The organism is Ningiella ruwaisensis (assembly GCF_004798935.1).
GTDB classification, from domain to species: domain Bacteria; phylum Pseudomonadota; class Gammaproteobacteria; order Enterobacterales; family Alteromonadaceae; genus Glaciecola; species Glaciecola ruwaisensis.
Map to the genome: position 1 here is coordinate 407,274 of NZ_RAHT01000002.1, position 18,317 is coordinate 425,590.

Consider the following 18,317-nt stretch of genomic DNA (forward strand, 5'->3'; position numbering starts at 1 on the left):
TGCTGAGCAAATTGTTGTTGACCGACTGTTTGGTACATGAAACGGTTGCTGGGTTTGAGCGAAGAGTCGCGTCATTGCAACGAAAGTTGCAACCTCCAATAAGCATTGGCAAACGCAACACGAGCTCCAGTGAAATACGCAAGAGATCGTTTTTGCTCCACAAGTTAACTAAGGAGGTACCGTGTCGCAGCACGGTATGACGATTCTTCGTAGTTTAGTTCATTTTGTCCGCTGATTGTCTATTACTGCCTGTCAAAACATAATACAGTTGCTCATGCCATCTGATTGTGCGGAATCAAACAAGAACGTGTATTGAGTCCTCATCCTACTGGCCTCCCGCATTTTTGCTGAAACTTTGTGGACTAATTATAAGTGAGAAATCTGAGTGTGCTTTATCAACAAACGCATGTCACATTAATCGAGTTCATATTTATTACGCAAATACTGGCGGTTATTATCTATCGCAGTCAGTACCTTCTCGAGTAGCGGATGATCGCCAAGGTCGCGAAACAGATAGCGGGTTTCTTCCAATCCAAATAGCGCAATAGCAGAGCTTTGAGGTAATTCCTCGAGCATTGACTCGGCATGTGCCATATTGCCAACTGCCATAGCGGTAAATAGGGTTACTGCATGTAACTGGTAAAATGCAAAAGATTCTGGATAGGCTTTCTGGTAGTTGGTTAACATATCCAGCAATTGGTTTGCAACGGCGATTGACTGCTCATTGTCGCCAAGCAATCGAAGCATAAACAGGTAATTAAAACTGGTGTAGAGCTGCTGACGGTTGAGCGTCGGCGGAACCAATTGACGTACCCGTTGGCGCAATTCAGAAATCTGTTCGCTGCGTCTAGCTAAATCTACCAAAACAATCGCTTCAGTTGTCGAAAGCCAGAAAAACTCATTCTGTATAATAGCGTGCCATAGTTTGTCAAAGGTTTTATCCGGCAGTGGATAGCCATTTAAATAGCCCGATGTATAGGCAAGAGTGGCCCAAAGGCCATCGCTCTGCATGTCCAGTCTGTTAAGCACCTTGATAGCCCTGTCTTTCGCCCCCAACCTGCTTAGAGCGTAAAATTGAAGTGCGGTGTTACGTTCATTTTGGCTTTCCAGGTAAAGAATGTTGCCGATTTGCGCTTCACCAATGGGGCGATATCGAGTGTAGCGCTCAATATCTTCTGTTTTTGCGCGGGCTTTAAGGTCTTCAGCCTCTTCGGGAGCCAGACAAGCCAACACAAAATAGTCGAGCCGATTGCGAAATGTCGCAGTGGTGGCTTGAGAGGGAATACGGGCGACCAAGTCAGCAATATCCTCGCAGGGAGCGAGTCGCGAAACAAGCACTCCAAAGTATTGAAACCAAAATTCATAATCATGGGGGTAAGTGGCCACTGCCTGCTCGTACAATTGCAATGCCTCGTCAGTTAACTGGTCGAAGTCGTCATAGACTACAGCCAGCGACAAAAGGGCATCACGGTTAACAGGATCAAGCTCCAGCGCGCGCTCGGCCAGTTTGATAATGTGCTTAATACTGACATCATCATTTTCAGTTGAAGATACATCCTCGACCCCGACATAGGCCGCCAGCCCTAAAATCGCCGCTGTATCAGGATATTGGTTAAGCAGTTCATCAAGAATCAATTTTGCTTGGTTCACGCTGTTGGTCGTACGGCGACTTGCTAGCGCCCGCGCAACCACCAATTGCTCTACGGCTTTGTAATCGAGCTTGTCCAGTGCCGCGGCATAGCGATCATCCTGATGGATCAGATTGAGTTTGAGCGCTGAGGCGACCTGGTCGCTCACTTCCTCCTGAACCGCAAAAACGTCCTCCAGTTTGCGGTCAAAGGTATCTGAAAACAGATGCGCACCTGATGACGCCTCTATCAACTGCACAGTAATGCGCAGGTCGTCACCACTTTTGCGAACGCTGCCTTCAATCAGATAGTCTGCGTTGAGTTCACTGGCAATCACGGTTAGGTCTTTCTGCACGTCTTTATAGGCGAAACTACTGGTACGGCCAAGCACTTTTAATTCGCGGATGCGGACCAGTGTATTAAGCAGCTCTTCGGTAAGTCCATCGACAAATATTTCCTGATCCGGGTCGGTACTCAAATTTAAAAAAGGGAGTACCGCGAGGACCTCTGCTTCATTCTGTATTTCTGTATCTGGCTCAGTTTCTGTGACAATACTCGCCGATGACGGTTGTGTCAGCCACAGTTTATCGATGGCGACATAGGTAATCAGAAGCGCAATAAGCGCAAGCAGAATTCGGTTCATCTTCTGACCGGTTTGCGGCGCAATTGACGCGTCTTCATCGACCGTACGGGTGGGTTTTATACCTTCGGGCGTTAACTCAAATGCCCAGGCGAAAATACATACCAAGGGAAGGCCTATGATAAGTAACACTGTCACGACTGTGCCAAGCATATCTGGCAGTTTAAGATAGGGCGATATAACCGAGATAACCTGCAGGATCAACCAGGCGGTGACCAAATAGACGCCCGCGACTCGAATCACGTTGCGGCGTTTCACTTCCTTTAAAAAAGCCATATTGCAATTTGTCTTCCGGTTGTTTTAATTCCATCTTATTCACAACCAAAACCTCAAGGGTGACAGCTATTTCTGGGGCACACCTTCGGACTGCGAAAAGTACTTTTCATTAAATATCATCACTGTACTGTTAATTGATAGGAAATGTAAAGCATATTGGATGTGTACAAAATAGTAATGCGATGTCTCACCCCCTGTGACAAGTGCATAAAAAGCGAAAACTTTTATACGTGTAAGCGAGAGCTTTAAAGCCAGAATCAACAAATAGACAAATAACCAAATATAAAAAGGGCTAAACCGAAGCTTAGCCCTTTTTATGTCTTTCCCTTTTTTAATTCAGTCAATAAAGCTTACGACGCGTTCTCAATCGCTAAGCGCGCTTCAAAGTCATTTTTCTCTCGTTCTACATATTGTGACCATTGACGAGCGGCTCCGCGGCTACCTGCAAATTCTTCAGCTTTAGCAAGCTCATCTAAGGCTTGAGAGAATTGCCGCTGGTTGTAAAGCGCAAGCCCGAGCACCATATGCGTATTGCCAGGATTATCTAAGTCACCTTTTTCAATTGCGGCTTTTGCAGACGCTATGGCTTTATCATAGCTCTCTGTATTGAAGTACAACAAAGCAAGCTGTGCATCTAACTCGCCATCATCCGACATTTGCGCGGCTTGCATCAAAACTGGAATCGCTTTTTCATCTTCTTTGGCAAGCTGCCATGACTGCGCAAGGAATTTAAGATTACGCAGGTTTTCTTCCAGTACGCCCGATGCGATTGCAACCTCCATAAGCTTTGCCCCTTTATAAGGCACGCCATGATAGTAATAAAGCTGTGCTAAATTGAAGGTATCTGAGGCAGACGTTATAAATCCACGCTGGTAGGCAATTTCCATTGTTGCAAGCTGCTCTTCTTCTCGCTCGAGCTCGCCATACATCCCAGCCAGCTGAATCCAGTATTTAGGTTGGTCGTACAAACGGATAAGTTTTGCAATGACTTCTTTTACTTTTTCTGGCTGCTTTAACTCATAATAAATCGCACGTTGTAAGACCAACCAGTTTTCATCAGGCAGGTAGCCCTCCGCTTCATGATTTTCGATTGCCTGTTCAATGTAGTCAATTGCTGCTTCGTAGTCTTTTTTCTGATAAAGCGCCTGTGCTTTCAGTATGTAATTTTTGGGTGGGATTTTACCGTCATTCAGCGCCTCCCAGCGCTCAAGATATTCAACCACTTCATCGTAATTGCCTTGCATCATGCTTAGCTGAGCCAGACTAAAAACGGTGGTTTGTTCAAAACTCACCGGAATGGGTGACTCTGAAATAGCCGCTTTGAAGGACTCGATCGTCTCATCGTAGCGCTCTTCATTGTAGTAAATAAAGCCGTAAAAATTATACATCATGGCGCGCTCATAGCTGTTCATGCTGTCGGCTTTATCTTTTACTTCATCAAGGATGGAAATAGCCTCCTCAACGTTGCCTGCATCACCGGCGGATTGTGCACGTGCAAGTTGTTCATATACGCGCGAGCGAAGTGCAGGCGTGCGGCGCGTTTCACGCTCACCCAATTTCACCTCAGCCTGCGCATTGGCGACAGGTGAATAAAATATCGAACCAACAACGCCTATGCTACCGATTGCAGAGAGCATTACGATAGCACAGAGCGTGAAAATACCCTTGGATACGTAATATTGACTGTTTGTTTTCATCATGCCTTGCATCTCTTAACCATCTATTTGGAAGGTTACACGGTTTTGGACTCCACCTACTTCTGTAGGTTCTCCATTTATAACGCGTGGTTTGTATTTAAATTTTAAAACGGCATCCAAGGCGGCTTGTTCAAATATGCCCTCGGGCTCTGCCTCCACTACAACAGGGTCTCTTACGGCACCGGTTTTAGTTACAGTGAACTCGACAATCACGTAACCTTGAATACCACGCTGAAGTGCTCTTCGAGGATAAACTGCGGCCACCTTGGTAATTGGCACATATTCACCATCGCCCGACTCGAGCGCAAGACCACCGTCTAGTGCAACGTCGTTACTTATGTCAGCAGCAAAATCAATTCCCGCGCTTGAGCCATCAGGCGAAGACGACTCCATTTGTGGTGCCTCCATTGGCGGTGGCGGCTCTTGAGGCTTTGGTGGCTTTTGGGGTTTGCGGTCTTTTTGCTCAACCTGCTCGTCCTGTTTGACGCGCACAAAATCAAGCACGCTGCCTCTAGGTGGATCGGTTAGTGCACTCCCGCCGCTTTGAATAAGCGATTGCATCAAGAAGAACAATCCTAGCGTGATTGCGGCAGCTAAAAGCAGTGCGATTAAAAATCTAAGCATTTTACTCTGCCTTCATTATGGTTCTTGCGCCGCAATTGAAACATCCATAATGCCTGCTGCACGAGACGCATCCATTACTTTTATAAGCGTTTCAGTCGTGGCTTTTTTATCAGCTTGAATCACTACTGTTCCTTGTGGATTTTCAGCATGAAGACGCTCAATGTTCGCCTGAACCGCTCTGATGTCTACACGACGTTTATTGATCCATACTTCACCCGTGTCACTGATTGCGACTAAAATACTGGCGCGATCTTTTTTCACAGCCGTTGCTGCATCTGGTCGATTGACATCTATACCGGCCTCTTTAACAAACGACGCGGTAACGATAAAAAAGATAAGCATAATGAATACAACGTCTAGCATGGGCGTCATATCGATATTCGCTTCTTCTTCATCGACTAAATTTTGAAAATGCTGTTTCATACTTGTTCCTCAAATCGCCCGTGAGCTAAATATTTCGCTGCAATCGCAAAGCGTCTTCTAAATGTGTTCTCTCTGCTTTTGATGTGCGCGTTAGATAAGCCGATGCAAATACACCAGAGAGCGCACCCACCATTCCTGCCATGGTCGGAATGGTCGCTTTCGACACGCCAGAGGCCATCGAGCGTGCGTTGCCTGAACCTGAAATCGCCATAACATCAAACACTTCAATCATTCCAGTCACCGTACCCATTAGGCCCAACAGTGGACATAGCGCAACAAGGGCTTGAATAATGGGAATTGAAGAGTTCAATTTAATCGACAAGCGCGATATGTACGCTTGTCTGATTTGCTCAGCAAACCATGACGTCCGGTCTTTGCGAGCCTGCCATTTGGCGGTAATCTCTTTTTTTAACTTTTTATGCGTCGTGTTAATGTAGATCACTCGCTCTAAAATAAGTAACCACATTACAAATATCAGGCAACCAATGACCAGGAGAACCTGGCCACCGGTTTCTGTAAAATCACGAATCGCTTCGAAAAACTCAGTCATGTTGCTCTCCCAACGCTTAGTTGGACTGGCTAGCTTGAGTTGCCTTCTCAGCACGCTCGGCAATAACGCCAGATGCCTGCTCTTGAAGGATGTAAACGATATTCTTGCTACGTGTATTTAAAATGGCATAAAGAAGCGTTGTAGGTATTGCTACTACCAAACCTAATACAGTAGTCACAAGCGCCTGAGAAATCCCGCCTGCCATCAATTTAGGGTCGCCCGTACCAAACAGGGTAATTGCCTGGAAGGTGTTGATCATACCCGTTACCGTTCCTAAGAGACCCATAAGCGGTGCCACAACCGAAATAATTTTTATAATAGTCAAAAAGCGGCTCAATTTTGGTACTTCACCCAGGATCGCCTCGGTCAAGTGCAGTTCAAGCGCTTCAACATCTGCATGCGGATATTTATCGCGTACTTGCATCACACGCCCAAGAGGATTCGTGTTCTTAAACGTATCACTTTTAAGCTGCTTGTTTACCTTGGTACGAATTATCGACAAACTGATTAAGCGCTCTAATGCCAATAATAAACCCACAGCACCTACTATGAGAATGATATAGCCAACCAAGCCGCCCTGCTCAACGCGCTCCCACAAGCTTGGTGCTTGTACGAGCAAACCAAGGATAGAACCACCCGTAGGGTCAAGACCAAAGCCAACTAGCTCACCATTTGAGTTTTCAAGTTCAGTAATACTTTCGAGGAATCGGTCGGCAGGTTGACGAGTCAATTCAGACACTGTCTCTGTTGTGCTGTTGTATTCAAGGTATTTACCATCCGCTACGATGGCAAATGGACCAACCCGGGTGACTTCTTTTGTGACTTTTTCGCCACCGGCTTCTACCACATCGGTTGTAAATTTGGTTACTTTTCCAGATTCAGTCATCTCACGCTGAATTTCAAACCAAACACGTTCAATTTCATCAATTGAGGCAAGCTTTGAAGAAGAGCCCATTGATTGAGCCATTTCATCTAAAAACTCTGCTCGGTTCGGGATTTGCGCAGAGATAACAGAATTATAAAATTTATTTTTGGTATCCCCGGCAACTTGCTGAAGTACACCGAACAATTCTTTCAATGAGCCCAGTCTATTATCCAGCGCGCCATTTAAATCAGCCAGTTTGAATTCATTTTCTTCAAAGCTTGTTTCAAGCTGCTCTGATTGCTGCAGAAGCGCATCTCGACGCGCGCGCGTTTCCTGAAGAATTCTGTCCTGTTCAGCTCGCTGATTGATAAAATCCTGCTCGCGCGCCTGATTTTGCTGCGTCTGGCTGAACTTACCTTCTTCAAGCTGCTTTAATAGCGCATCTAAATCCAGAGCTCGCTCATTTTCCTGAGCTAAAGCAGACACTGAAAATGTACTCGCGATAGCGATTATAGCGGCCTTGGTGACCAATGATTTGAATATTGCTTTCATTATTTAACAATCCTTAGTCCGTAATAGCCACTGGCACAATAAGTAAATCAGGTGCAAGCTGTTTCTTCGCAATGCGAAGCCCCTTGGTAACTTGCGTGCGATAGCTTGAATCAAGCTCCTCAAATTGACGGGTTTGTTTATTCCAAATCCCTTGACGTGATGCATCGCGCGTTTGATAAAGCAACGCAGTGCGTCCTATGCGTAAAAACTCAACTTCTCTTTCCTGACCGTCAATAGGGAGAAGGCCCGAATATGCTTCAATCGTTCTGCCATAATCCATCTCTACTTGGAAGGCTTCCATTACACGACGAAATTTTTCGGAGGGTGCAACGTTGGCTCTATCCATCATTGCCTTTAGATCTGCGATACGATCTGAGCGCTCTTGCTCTAAAAATGGCATATCAAGCGCAACAAACTGTTCCAAGCCTTCAATCATGTTGATCATAAGCGGTGTAATTTGACGTTCAATTACGCTTACTTCATCAATTGCTGCATTTAAATCAGCCATTTCTTCTTCTTGATTATTAATCTGTTTACGAAGCTGACTATTATAAACTTCAAGGCCCTCTATCTCTTTTAACAAGGTTTTATATTGCTGAAGCTTACTATCGATTTGGTTTGCAATATTGTCGATGCGATCCTGAGATTGCTCAGCAGACTCATTAATTTCAGTTGCTTTGTCTTTTGCTTCATCTAAATATTGATCTTCTTGCGATTGCGCGTTTTGTGCCACCACCGTTGCCAAAATCACGGCAAATAGGGTGGATAAGGTGGTAGAAAGTACCTTCATACAAAATCCTAATGAGCTAGTGGATGTGTGGGCAATTCACAAATTAAATGCCCTAATTTATCGGTGCAGAGAATAGGGATAGTCTGTGACAGTTTTATTACAAAAGCGCGGATATATCTCCTTTTAATAAATCTGTAATAATTGTGTCTGTTGCGGGTTTTAAGCTGCTTAGATTCTTTGGAATTCGATACTCGATATAAACAAGCGGTTTTCAGATAAGTCTTTTTGCTCTGTAATAACCGTGCCACATATGTATGGTGTTCATATATATACCTTTCTCATCTTTGTTCCCACGTGTCATGTGCAAAATGCTGCTTTTTCCAAATAAGTGCCTTATGAGTCACGTTCTTTTAAAAGCCCGCAAGCTGTGCGACTCACTGCCTTCGTTTTAAATTTGTGTGTTTTTCTATATAATACAAGCTATTATAAATGAGGCCTTAAAGCATGAAGTATCATTTTACATCCCTTTCTACCTACCGATTTTTAATTTTTGGTCTGGCTCTGCTGTCTTATATGTCACATGCAAATAATGGTGGTGTGCATGGTCCGATGGTTAAAGCAAACTCCAGTCAGTTTGATTGGCGATACACTTACGTTTCGTCAGAAGAACCAGGCACAAGCGATATTCAAGCTAGCCGCTTGCATTATCAACAAAGTTTAAATGAAAGATTTCAAGTGCGATTGGTTGGGCAATATCGGCAACAGCCTGATTGGGAATACGATAGTGCCAAAATAGAATTACTCTACAACTTCAATAAGTTCAACGAGCAGGATAATTATGCCAGCGCTATTCGATTTGATATGCGTACACGAAAAGGTTCACGCCCGGATGACATTGCTGTCCATTGGACAAACCAACTGAATCTTGATGCCAAAAATTATATCCGCGCGATTGTCCTTTTTGGAAAAAATCTAAGCGGCGAACAATCCAAGAATTGGCGTATTGGTACACGCTTCTCGTACTACCGAAGACCGAACGCGAATTATCAGCTTGGTATTGAGTTATTCGATCAATACGGTGAGGTTTCCAATATTGCTGCGTATGATGACCAACGTCATCAGCTAGGACCTGCTGTTATGGCAAAATTCGGCGCTTTACAATTATATGCTCGCTACTTGGCAGGATTGACGGATTCTACTCCAAACCACGCTTTATCCTTTCGCATTGGCTGGAATTTTTAATTGTAGTTGACCAAGAGTAAGCTTAAACGCTCATTATTGTGCCCAAGCAAACAAAAAAAGCAGCAATGAGAAGTTCCCTATGCTGCTTTTTGCATTTTATAGTTTAATTAAAAATCATATTTAACCGATAGGCTAATTGTTCGACCTCGAGTTTGTGATTGAAGAAGCGTATCGTTGAACACAATTTCTCTCGACTCATCCAAAAGGTTTTGAAGCTGAACAGTAACCGTCGTATTAAAGTCTGGATAGTACTTGTAAACCGTATCGATTGAATGAAATGGTTGTTCAAAACTATCATCGAACGGCGCAATACCCGGAATAAGTATTCGCTCACCAAATACATTGTATACGAGCGTAGCAGAATGCTCACCGTTGTCAGAATCAAAGCCAAGCTGCAGATTCAACACATATTCAGAGTGGCCAGTAAGGCGACGCTGAAGGTTGGTGATGGCAGCTGATACGCCGGTTTGCTCAACAATATTTTGTCGGTCAAGCGTGATCTCCGAGTCACTCAGGGTCACGTTGCCTGATACAAAGAGATTGTCCCAAATACCATCGCCGAATATCTCCAAACCTTGCAAGAATTCAAACTCTACCCCGTAAACTTCACCGGTTTCAGCGTTTGCAATTCTCACTAGCGGTGGACCATCCTGAGAAGGTGATTGAACCGAGTCTATCGGTGAGTCAATGTCCTTGTAGAACAAACCAATCGACAGATTGTTGCCATTGTCTCTATACCACTCCCAACGAAGATCAAAATTATCTATCGCTGAAGTGCGCAAACCTGGTGTACCGCCGATGGGGAACTCAGTAAGCGGGTCAAGGTAAGTCGCTGCTGCAACCTCACGTAGATCAGGCCTGACAACCGTTTTCCCGTAACTTGCTCTGAACTGCATAGAGTCATCCAGAATATAGGTAACCGCCAGTGCCGGATAAAAATCATCTTCCTGGAACGCTAACTGGCTTCTATCATCGTCAGGCTCTAAATCAAATTGATTAGTAGCCGGGTCTAGAGGCGCAACCACCTGACGAAAGTCTTCCCAACGAACGCCTCCAGTAAAACGCCAGATATTCTTATAAAAGAAATCTGCCTGGAAATAATGTGCGTCTACTTTTTGCCCTGCAACATAATCATCACCAGCGATCGTAGTGTTACGAATTAATGGCTCAGAACCAAAGTTTGCGGGAGTGAGCACTGTTTCGTTGAATATCTCTGCAAATAAGTTCCCTTCTTGAAGTGCAGGGTCAACAAATTCAGTTCCATCCACTGCCAAACGGCGATTGTCTGCTGTTCTTGTTTTGGTGAGAAAGTCTGCTCCATACTTAAACTCCATTTCCCAATTTTTTATCGAGTAGGGCAAAGTAAAGTTGAAGCCACTGTTGTCGAGTCTGTCGTGCAGAATTTGAAATGAATAATTTGCCGCAGTTTGAGAGCGAGCAAGCGCTGATTCGTTCACTGGATCGAATATGCCGTCTTCATTCTCGTCTGTGATCAAAAATCTCATATCAAAGTTGCCGGGGGCATCCCGATAAGAACGACCCTCTGAGTGACGCCAGTCAAAACCTAAGAACCCGAGTTCCGGAAAAGTATGCGTGCCCTCAAATTGATTTGCGAACAAGCGCCTTTCTTCATATTCAACCTGAACGTCTCGAATTCGCTGTCCATCTGCCTGAGTAACGTTTTCGTTGTTTCCAAACAACTCTCGTAATTCGTCCCGCGTGTCGTTGAGGACAATTAAACTGTAATTAATTTGATGATTACGATTATAGTCTAAGCCTAAAGTAAACAAGTTTGACCACTGAACCGTTCTTTCTGTAGAGCGGATATCATCAAAAAATGCCGCTTGGCTAATGACAAGTTCCTGCGTTTCCTGATTGACTGTAAAGTCTGGTTCAATGAGCTCAAACTCTTCTGCAACCCTTATAGAGTTGTCGTATCCTGCAGCCCAAAGAAATCCCAGCCGCAGTTCGTTGCTCAGGTCGTAGCTGTTCCCTACTGTAAAATTAAATGATGAATCTGGCCCAATGCTTTCTTCAACTGGGTCGTAGTCTCGCTTCATTTGAGAAAATACGTCTACCGCCTGCTCCTGTGGGATCTGGTTAAAGAACGATTTATCCTGCCAAATGCGCGCCAATGCCGCTGGCGCTGCTCTGTTGCCATCATCCTGCCCACGCCAGTCATCGCTTCCGCCAGCGTAATCAATACCGTTGTCACTGTTTTCGGTGTTATAGCCTAAACCTACAGACACATTAAAGATTTTATCGGTCGGGATTGATTTCAAGCGTATGTCCACATTACCACCACCAAAGGATGCTGGCATAGAAGGCGAATACGATTTTTGAACAGATAGACTTTCAATAATGTCTGAAGGAAATAAATCCAGTGGGATAACGTTTCGAGTCGGATCGGGCGAGGGAACTGCCGAATTGTTCAGTGCAGTACTTGAATAACGCTCACCTAAACCACGAACGTATATAAATTTTCCATCTACTAGCGTAAGACCAGTCACACGTCTAAGCGCTGAAGCAGCATCACCGTCACCTGTACGGGTAATCTGCTCTGCACCAAGAATGTCTGCCACAAACGCCTGATTTTTTCGCTCTTCCAGAACCGCTGTCGCCGTTCCTTTTAATCGAGTTCCTGTGGTGACCACTTCTTCAATTGCTTCGTCTTCATTCGTCTGAGCATGAACCTGAGCAGACAGCGCACTAATGACGAGCATCGAAACTGCAGACAACACAAACCCTTTTTCAGGTTTTAACATGACTAACCTCTTTACCTGCTGTTTATCCAAAAGGTTGATTCAACCATTGTAAGCACGTGCGCCTCAGTTCTAACTAAAAGCGCACGTGTAGTTCCGTTTGATACTTATTGTAAGTGACCTGACAAGTCTCTTACTCTAAGCCAACAGTCCAATCAGCAGTCCAGTTGTTGTCTGCATCTTTTACAGCACCTATGAAGTCTACCGCCATAAAGAAGCTATCAACTTCACTTACATTCGTTGGGGCAATATCAGAAGTAGTGAAAATGCCATCTACCACGCTTGCAGTTTCATCTAGGATGCTATTACCTGTTTGTCCTTCAAACCAAGCTTGCTGGTCGAACGCGCCGGAATTATTAATTGGCTCTTCACAGGCAAGAACAGAAGACTCAAAAATCATTCGTGAATCGTCAGTAGCTTCCATGTTTGCTAACAAGGTGGTATCAAAATTACCACTGCTGTCAGCAGATAAGTCAGCTTCGAAACATTCGCCCATTCCCGCTGGACCGGTTACAACAAAGTTGTATAGCTTAGCGTTTGTTTGGTCGCGAAGTAATACGCCCTCTGAATCGTCCTCTCCATCAAACGTGTTTCCAATGATTGTCATATTGGCAATCATCGGGCTTGAGAATTCGGTGCCTGCACCGCCGTCGCCGTCACCTTCAATACCGCGGTTTGCATCAGAATTATCGTCTGCATGCTTAACCAGCACGTACTGCATTTTACCGCGATATCCTCTGTCCCAATCAACCGAGTCATCTTGAATACCGGTTAGAACGATGTAACGTAAGTTTACAAATCCACCGAAGAACTCTACACCATCGTCTGCGTTTTTATGTACCTGTACGTACTCAACTGTTGTACCCGAACCTACGCCACCAAAAGTGATTCCGTTTAACTCATTATCGGGTGCAATTTCAAATCCACCGTGCATAACGCGCACATAGCGAAGCGTACCTGAACTTTCAGTGTTGTTAGCAGCTGTTGGATCAGAAACGTTGCTACCAAATACTGCGCCTTCCTGAGCACCTTCAACCTGAATAGCACAATCGCCAGTAGCTGGGCAATCGGTGTTATAACCGTTGCCTAGAATTATCATGCCACCCCATTGACCTGCTGCACCATTTGCAAGACCGGCTTCGACGCCGTTTGCAACGTGCTGGCGAGACGTAAAGGTAATCGGCTCTGCCGCTGTTCCGTTTGCTTCAATTTTTGAACCACGGCTTACGATCAGGTAGTCGTTACCGCTTGAGCCGTATACCACAACACCTGGCTCAACAGTTAAGGTCGCACTATTTTCATTATCACCGCCAACAAATACCGCACCAGATAGCGCGTAGTGATTACTGGCAGTAAGAGTAAGATCAGAAGTGATACGGCCGCTGATTTCACAGGTGGTGGTGCTACCGTCAACATTAGCAATTGTTGTAGTACCTGCTGGACAACCAGAAACGCTTTCTTCAACGTTGATGGTTCCGCCGCCAAATCCAAAGGCCCAGCCCTGGCGCCAATCTGTAGGACCAACCGCACCAACAAAGGTATTTGTTTCGAAGAAGGTGTCTAACGTCGCTGGATCACCACCGGCTGTTAGCAAAGCGCTTTCACTGGTAAGTGTACCGTCATTATTTAAGCCAAGCTGACCACGATCTGCAAATGCAAGAAGTGTATTGTTGCGAGCTTCTTCTGTAAACCAGGCGTTGAGGTCAACTGCACCCTCTAAAGTGTTGAATGGCTCAGAACAGGCGATGAAACTGTTGGTGATAGTGATATCGCCGTCGGTCAAATTTGCCTGAACGGTATCGTCGTTATCCATTTCAAGACACTCGCCCATCTCTTCAGGGCCGGTGATCAGCATATTCATGATATTAGCGCCGGTTTGATCGCGTAATAAAACACCCTCTGAATCATCTTCACCATCAAAGCTGTTGCCGATAATTGTAATGTTGGCAACCATTGGCTGAGAAAACTCGGTGCTAGGGCCGCCATCCCCATCACCTTCTATACCGCGGTTGGCATCCGAACCGTCGCGCGCATGCTCAATATAAACATATTGTAGCTTACCGTCGTAACCGCGATCCCAGTCAACTGAATCGTCTTGAATACCGGTAAGCACCAAGTGTTTGGCATTTACAGCACCGCCAAAAAATTCAACGCCATCGTCTGCGTTTGCGTGAACCTGAACAAAGTTCACCTCTGTACCAGAACCTACGCCACCAAAGGTAATACCATTTAACTCATTGTCTGGTGCAATTTCAAAACCTGCATATTTAACAACAAGGTAGTTTAGGTTACCAGAGCTGTCGGTATCGTCTGTACCTCCGTATACTGCGCCCTCTGCAACACCTTCAACCTGAATGGCGCAATCACCTGTTTCAGGACAATCGGTAGACTGGCCATTACCTAAAATAACCAAGCCTCCCCACTGCCCAGCACCCACTTCGCGGCCAACTACATCATTAAAGGATGTCATAATAACGGGAGAGGTTGCGGTACCGTTGACTTCAATTTGCGAGTCACGGCTAATTACCAAATAATCAGCACCGCGACTACCAAAAATAATCGTGCCTGGTTCAATTTCAAGCACTACTGAATCTGCTTTATCATTTCCTACAAATACTGGGCCATCTAGCGCCCACACAATATCAGATGTTAAAGTGATGACGCCGTTAGTCGCTATTTCGTCTGTTAATCGACCACCTAAAGTACGAACCTCAACTTGTTGCCCCAAGGCATCTGAAACCTGAGCAGATAAACCAGGCGCTGCTGTGCCTATTTCGTTATCTGAAGGGGGTGGATTTTCGCCACCACCGCCACCTGATGCTGGCGGATTATTTGTGACAACGCTATTGTCGATATCCCCTTCCGAGATATTAATATCCCCACCACACGCTGCCAAAGACAAAGCAGCGGCAACTGCTGAGATCTTAAAAATTCCGTTGAGTTTCATTTGTGTCTCCAAAATAGGACGAATAAGTATTAAATGTAAGCGGCAATGAGGATAGCTAAGTTAAATGACAGATTTGTTACATAATCAAGGTGTCACAAAAACTTAATATATATTTAAGATATTGATATTAATGGGAATTATTTATTTAGAAGCTTTCTTTGTGTATCAAGCAAGCGTCCACTCACAGCGTAATAATTGCTTTGTTGAACAATCTGCTGGCCTTCATCAGAAAGGATAAAATTTAAAAAAGCGCGCTCTAGGGTAGGAAGGGGCTCATTAGGTGCTTTGTTGATAACGATATACAGGTAGCGAGTAAAAGGATATTGACCTTGTGTGATGGATTCCGCGGTAGGCGCAATAAACGCATCTCCTTTGCCACCCACTGCAACGGCTTTGACCTCGGTGTTGCCGTGTCCAAGTGCCGCGTAGCCTATACCACCAATACTGCTCGCTACCGATTGCACTACTGAGGAAGAGCTTGGCATTTCATTGACTCTCACATCGTAATCACCGTCGCACAGCGCCATGTTTTTAAATAAATCATAGGTACCGGAAGCGGAATTTCTTCCGAAGACTTGTATTTCGCGCTCGGCTGAAAATTTTTCAACGCCTAGTTGAGACCACTTATTAATGGTTTTTGGTGCGCCGCAAAAGCGGGTCATTGAAAATATAGCATCCACTTCCTGTATGCTTAGTTGCTGCAAAGGATTATTCTTTTCGACATAAATTGCCATTGCATCAATTGCCACAATTAATGAAGTAGGTGGGTAGCCATAGCGTCGAGTAAAGCGTTGAATTTCGCTGGCTGTCATTGCTCGTGACATAGGGCCTATGCTGGCAGTACCCTGAGTAAGCGCTTGTGACGCTGTTGCAGACCCAGTTGCCTGAATTTGAAATTTTACGTGCGGATAAAGGGTTTGAAATCGTTCAGCCCAAAGCGACATCAAATTTGCCAAGGTGTCTGAGCCAATTGACGTGATACTGCCATAAACGCCCGGCACAGCTCGGTAATCAAAAGCCTCTGGCTGACTATCAAGATTAAGACCTTCCAAAGACAGCCTTTCTTGACTTTCTGTTTGCTGCGGCTCCAGATTCATTACTGGATCTTGACTGTTAGCCTCTGTTTGAGAAAAACCAATGCTTGAAAAGCTAGCCAACGCTAGCAAGGTGAGCAAATAAACAGTTTTGCGTGCTTTTCTTTTTGTATTGAAAAAACTAATCAGATAGTTCCTGTGCAATGAGCTCTGGCGGTAACAAAAACGAAAATTCACTTCCTTTTCCGACCTTACTTTCAATCTCTAAAGATGCATTATGATGATGAAGGACATGTTTGACAATGGATAAACCTAAACCAGAGCCTCCCGTTTTTCGAGAGCGTGCTTTATCAACCCGATAAAAGCGTTCGGTCAGTCTGCGCAGATGTTTTTCTTCAATTCCATCACCATTGTCTCTAACCGCGAAAAAAGCGCCATTGGCTTTGCGCTTCCAAATAACCTCGATTCGACCATTGGCAGGTGTATAGTGAATCGCATTGAAAATAAGGTTTGAACAAGCACTTCTGAGTTCAGTTTCCACACCAAACACATTTAATTCGCCATCGACCTTGAAAGTTATTTTATGAGATTTTTCCTTGTTTAAGGCCATCGCTTCTAACTCAATTTGCTTTAGCATGGCGTCAACATCGATCACATTTTCAAATATGCGCTCGGAGCTTGATTCAATGCGCGACAGTATGAGGAGATCATCAATCAAAGCTTGCATCCGGGTTGTTTGCGTCCCCATTTCTTCGATCGCCTTGGCAACGATCGGGGGCACTCCCTCAAGGTTTGCAGTACTGGTGTCGAGTACTTCCAAATAACCATTTATCACCGTTAGCGGCGTTTTTAATTCATGCGAAACGTTGGCAACAAAGTCCTTGCGCATTTCTTCCAGATGAGAAACACGCGATACGTCTCGCACGATTAAAAGCAATTGGTCATCTCCGTACTCCATCATCCGATATTCAAAGGTCTTATGCGGATTAGTCGGCGCGGGTATCTCTATTGGATAATGGGCGTCATTACTCTCTAAAAACTCAATAAATTTAGGGTGGCGAATTAAATTATCAATTCGACGGCCATTATCATCAGGCCATCTTAAACCAAGCTCAATACGAGCGTTTCGATTACACCACAGAATTCTGGCTTGCTTGTCAATTACTACTACTGCATCTGGCAAGGCCTCAGAACCTTCTCTGAAGCGTTTTACCAGTTCACCTAAACTTTTGCGCTTATTGCGATTTCGACGCTGAAGATAGTAAACCCCTTCATAGATATGATGCCAAATGCCAGGGGCACTAGGCGGAGACATTGCGCGGCTATGCCATAACCACTGGGTCAAGCGATACAAGTGCGCATAGTTATAAAGCAACAGGGTCGCAAATAAACACGTCAGCGCCAACAGCATATTATCAATATACATACCCACTACTACGCCAATGCAAAGCACTAGAAACAAGCGAATCAGGGTTTTGGACCATGACTGATAATAATACATAAAAGTGCTTAAACTGACCTTAGCGTTTACGCTTTATTTGAAAATCGATAACCAGAGCCTCGCACCGTTTGGATCATTGCGTCGTGACCGTGTTTGGAAATGGCTTTACGCAAGCGTCGAATGTGTACGTCTACGGTTCTGTCTTCTACATAGACATTGGTTCCCCAAACGTTATCAAGCAGTAACTCTCGACTGTATACTCGCTCAGGATGCGTCATAAAAAAGTGCAGTAACTTAAATTCCGTTGGACCCATATCAATGGCGTCCCCATTTGCTGTCACTCTGTGAGATACGGGCTCTAACACTAAGCCATCAAACTCTATTGGCTCTTCTTTTGAAGTGGGCGTAACTCGACGCATAACTGCCTTTATTCGCGCAATTAACTCTTTGGGAGAGAAAGGCTTGGTGACGTAATCATCAGCACCGGCTTCTAAACCGCGTATTTTGTCGTCCTCTTCGCCACGAGCAGTTAACATGATCACGGGAATATCTTTTGCAAACTCATGCGTTTTGAGTTTTTTAGCTAACTGCACACCACTGCCGCCGGGAAGCATCCAATCAAGCAAGATTAAATCAGGATAAGGCTCTTTTATTTTATTTAAGCCAACATCGTAATCTTCAGCTTCGTCCACCGTAAAGCCCGCCTGCTCCAGTACAAAACTGAGCATGTCTCTGATTGGCGCTTCATCTTCAACTAACAATATCCTGCGCGACATTTTTTTCACTCGTGTCATAAAAATTGACCGTATTATTAGAGTGACATGTGACAGTTTTATGAAACAAAGCATAAAAGATGTCAAGCAAACGCAAGATTTAAATCACTTTTGTTCAAATTCGCTACATTTA

At 44.7% G+C, this 18,317-nt stretch carries 13 protein-coding genes; 1 reads left to right on the forward strand and 12 read right to left on the reverse strand.

Annotated elements, in window-relative coordinates; all coding sequences use genetic code 11:
* Positions 1–414 precede the first annotated feature (414 nt).
* The 7 genes from D6V41_RS05210 to D6V41_RS05240 all read right to left on the reverse strand — a co-directional run bounded on the left by D6V41_RS05210 (position 415) and on the right by D6V41_RS05240 (position 8,045).
* The gene (locus D6V41_RS05210; RefSeq protein WP_136250418.1) at positions 415–2,544 is read right to left on the reverse strand and encodes a tetratricopeptide repeat protein; all 2,130 of its coding nucleotides are present in this window, start codon (positions 2,542–2,544) and stop codon (positions 415–417) included.
* Positions 2,545–2,894: 350 nt separating this feature from the next.
* Positions 2,895–4,244, reverse strand: coding sequence for a tetratricopeptide repeat protein (locus D6V41_RS05215; protein ID WP_421907575.1), 1,350 nt, complete (start codon positions 4,242–4,244; stop codon positions 2,895–2,897).
* Between the two features lie 12 nt (positions 4,245–4,256).
* The gene (locus D6V41_RS05220) at positions 4,257–4,865 is read right to left on the reverse strand and encodes an energy transducer TonB (protein WP_136250419.1); all 609 of its coding nucleotides are present in this window, start codon (positions 4,863–4,865) and stop codon (positions 4,257–4,259) included.
* A gap of 15 nt (positions 4,866–4,880) precedes the next feature.
* Positions 4,881–5,288 carry an ExbD/TolR family protein gene (locus D6V41_RS05225; RefSeq protein WP_136250420.1) on the reverse strand — a complete coding sequence of 136 codons (408 nt, stop codon included), beginning with the start codon at positions 5,286–5,288 and terminating at the stop codon, positions 4,881–4,883.
* Between the two features lie 25 nt (positions 5,289–5,313).
* Entirely contained in the window at positions 5,314–5,838 is a 525-nt protein-coding gene (locus D6V41_RS05230) for a MotA/TolQ/ExbB proton channel family protein (RefSeq protein ID WP_136250421.1), read from the reverse strand.
* Positions 5,839–5,854: 16 nt separating this feature from the next.
* Entirely contained in the window at positions 5,855–7,255 is a 1,401-nt protein-coding gene (locus D6V41_RS05235) for a MotA/TolQ/ExbB proton channel family protein (RefSeq protein WP_136250422.1), read from the reverse strand.
* A gap of 13 nt (positions 7,256–7,268) precedes the next feature.
* Positions 7,269–8,045 carry a DUF3450 domain-containing protein gene (locus tag D6V41_RS05240; RefSeq protein ID WP_136250423.1) on the reverse strand — a complete coding sequence of 259 codons (777 nt, stop codon included), beginning with the start codon at positions 8,043–8,045 and terminating at the stop codon, positions 7,269–7,271.
* A 444-nt stretch (positions 8,046–8,489) separates the two neighbouring features.
* On the opposite strand from D6V41_RS05240, the gene D6V41_RS05245 reads away from it, so the two are divergent.
* Positions 8,490–9,227: a hypothetical protein gene (locus tag D6V41_RS05245; RefSeq protein ID WP_136250424.1), complete on the forward strand. Its 738-nt coding sequence runs from the start codon at positions 8,490–8,492 to the stop codon at positions 9,225–9,227.
* Positions 9,228–9,334: 107 nt separating this feature from the next.
* Here the strand turns inward: D6V41_RS05245 and D6V41_RS05250 are convergent, their stop codons facing one another.
* From D6V41_RS05250 to phoB, 5 genes are all read right to left on the reverse strand, one after another.
* A complete protein-coding gene (locus D6V41_RS05250; protein WP_136250425.1) occupies positions 9,335–11,992 on the reverse strand; it encodes a TonB-dependent receptor domain-containing protein in 2,658 nt (885 codons plus the stop codon).
* A gap of 130 nt (positions 11,993–12,122) precedes the next feature.
* Complete coding sequence (locus tag D6V41_RS18140) at positions 12,123–14,936, reverse strand: hypothetical protein (RefSeq protein ID WP_168710968.1); 2,814 nt, start codon at positions 14,934–14,936, stop codon at positions 12,123–12,125.
* A 137-nt stretch (positions 14,937–15,073) separates the two neighbouring features.
* Positions 15,074–16,111 carry a PstS family phosphate ABC transporter substrate-binding protein gene (locus D6V41_RS05260; RefSeq protein WP_241664430.1) on the reverse strand — a complete coding sequence of 346 codons (1,038 nt, stop codon included), beginning with the start codon at positions 16,109–16,111 and terminating at the stop codon, positions 15,074–15,076.
* A gap of 40 nt (positions 16,112–16,151) precedes the next feature.
* Positions 16,152–17,471, reverse strand: a complete 1,320-nt coding sequence (phoR, locus tag D6V41_RS05265) for a phosphate regulon sensor histidine kinase PhoR (RefSeq protein WP_136250427.1) — start codon at positions 17,469–17,471, stop codon at positions 16,152–16,154.
* 26 nt (positions 17,472–17,497) lie between these two features.
* On the reverse strand, positions 17,498–18,187 hold the full coding sequence (phoB, locus tag D6V41_RS05270) for a phosphate regulon transcriptional regulator PhoB (protein WP_136250649.1): 690 nt from the start codon (positions 18,185–18,187) through the stop codon (positions 17,498–17,500).
* Between the last annotated feature and the right edge of the window lie 130 nt (positions 18,188–18,317).

Excerpts from the sequence above, each read along its gene's own strand:
- D6V41_RS05220 (WP_136250419.1), bottom strand. The coding sequence starts at position 4,865 with ATGCTTAGATTTTTAATCGCACTGCTTTTAGCTGCCGCAATCACGCTA.
- phoR (WP_136250427.1), bottom strand. The coding sequence starts at position 17,471 with ATGTATTATTATCAGTCATGGTCCAAAACCCTGATTCGCTTGTTTCTA.
- D6V41_RS05215 (WP_421907575.1), bottom strand. The coding sequence starts at position 4,244 with ATGATGAAAACAAACAGTCAATATTACGTATCCAAGGGTATTTTCACG.
- D6V41_RS18140 (WP_168710968.1), bottom strand. The coding sequence starts at position 14,936 with ATGAAACTCAACGGAATTTTTAAGATCTCAGCAGTTGCCGCTGCTTTG.
- D6V41_RS05245 (WP_136250424.1), top strand. The coding sequence starts at position 8,490 with ATGAAGTATCATTTTACATCCCTTTCTACCTACCGATTTTTAATTTTT.
- D6V41_RS05235 (WP_136250422.1), bottom strand. The coding sequence starts at position 7,255 with ATGAAAGCAATATTCAAATCATTGGTCACCAAGGCCGCTATAATCGCT.
- D6V41_RS05250 (WP_136250425.1), bottom strand. The coding sequence starts at position 11,992 with ATGTTAAAACCTGAAAAAGGGTTTGTGTTGTCTGCAGTTTCGATGCTC.
- D6V41_RS05210 (WP_136250418.1), bottom strand. The coding sequence starts at position 2,544 with ATGGCTTTTTTAAAGGAAGTGAAACGCCGCAACGTGATTCGAGTCGCG.
- phoB (WP_136250649.1), bottom strand. The coding sequence starts at position 18,187 with ATGTCGCGCAGGATATTGTTAGTTGAAGATGAAGCGCCAATCAGAGAC.
- D6V41_RS05230 (WP_136250421.1), bottom strand. The coding sequence starts at position 5,838 with ATGACTGAGTTTTTCGAAGCGATTCGTGATTTTACAGAAACCGGTGGC.
- D6V41_RS05240 (WP_136250423.1), bottom strand. The coding sequence starts at position 8,045 with ATGAAGGTACTTTCTACCACCTTATCCACCCTATTTGCCGTGATTTTG.
- D6V41_RS05225 (WP_136250420.1), bottom strand. The coding sequence starts at position 5,288 with ATGAAACAGCATTTTCAAAATTTAGTCGATGAAGAAGAAGCGAATATC.